Annotated in this window: 1 protein-coding gene; it reads left to right on the top strand. The window is 63.5% G+C overall.

The window, feature by feature from the left end:
* The first annotated feature begins 47 nt into the window (after positions 1–47).
* A complete protein-coding gene (locus tag DAD99_RS21360) occupies positions 48–1,235 on the top strand; it encodes an IS30 family transposase (RefSeq protein ID WP_193343177.1) in 1,188 nt (395 codons plus the stop codon).
* Positions 1,236–1,268: the final 33 nt, after the last annotated feature.

Genomic DNA, 1,268 nt, shown 5'->3' with positions numbered 1-1,268 from the left:
GGCAAAGTCATATGGTCGTAGCAACGCTCTGATTGATGGAGCGTTTCATGGTCAAGTCATTTCCTCCGAATACCCGCACCGTGTTCGTTGACATGGTGTGTGGCGGGATGTCGATTCTCGCTGCCGCCCGGCGTGTCGGAACCCGACATGGGACCGGGCGGAGGTGGTGGGCCCAGTCTGGCCAGATGATGACCATGAACATGGGCGCTGTTGGGGGCCTTTCGGATCCGGCGCCTTCGGCGGAGGGCCCGGGCGGCCGGGTGTTGAACCTGGCGGAGCGGGGAATGATCCAGATGGGCCAGCGGTGTGGGCTCAGCTACGCCGAGATCGGCAAGGCCATAGGCAGGGACAAGTCTGTGGTCTGGCGGGAAGTGAAAAGGAATACCAGTGGAGACGGCGTGTATTACGCCTCGGTAGCCCATACCAAGGCCCATCAGGCCAGGCGCCGGCCGAAGCCGTTGAAGCTGGTCGAGGACGAGGCGCTGTGCCGGCTGATCGGGGTGTGGATGGATGACGGGTGGAGCCCGAAGCTGATCTCGTCGATGTTGGCGTTCTTCTTCGCTGATGATCAGACTATGCAGGTGAGCCACGAGACGATCTACCAGGCACTGTATGTTCAATCCCGCGGCAGTCTGCGGGCAGACCTGGCCGAGAAACTCAGCCTGAAGCGCAAGCAACGCGTCCCGCACGCCGCGGACCGGACCAAAAACAGCCCCTACAAGGAGGCGTTCAAGATCAGCGAACGCCCAGCCGAGGTCCAGGACCGGGCCATCCCCGGACACTGGGAGGGCGACCTCATCATCGGCTCCGACGGGACCGCAATCGGCACCCTCGTGGAACGCTCGACCAGGTTCACGATCCTCCTCCACCTCGCCGGAGACCACTCCGCCGAGACCGTCGCTACCGCGATGATCCGGGAGATGGGCAGCCTCCCGGATCACCTGCGCCGGTCCATCACCTGGGACCGCGGCACCGAACTCGCGCAGTACGCCAAAATCCAAACCGCACTCGAAACCACCCTCTACTTCTGTGACCCGCACTCGCCCTGGCAGCGCGGTACCAACGAGAACACCAACCGACTCCTACGGTTCTGGTTCGAGAAAGGCTCAGACCTCTCCGTCCACACCCCGGAGGACCTGCGCCAGGTCGCCGCCAAACTCAACCGCCGACCCCGGCCCACCCTGAACCTACAGACCCCAGCCAACCGGCTGAACCAGCTGCTAACCGCGGCATAACACCCGGCGTTGCTCCGACCAGTTGACTTTGCC

It is taken from the genome of Pseudarthrobacter sp. AB1 (genome assembly GCF_014926485.1).
Classification (GTDB): domain Bacteria; phylum Actinomycetota; class Actinomycetes; order Actinomycetales; family Micrococcaceae; genus Arthrobacter.
The sequence above is the reverse complement of the archived record's forward strand: the minus strand, read 5'-3'. Positions and strand labels throughout refer to the sequence as shown.

Bases quoted from the DNA above. Each gene is read 5' to 3' on its own strand.
- DAD99_RS21360 (WP_193343177.1), top strand. From the start codon at position 48: ATGGTCAAGTCATTTCCTCCGAATACCCGCACCGTGTTCGTTGACATG.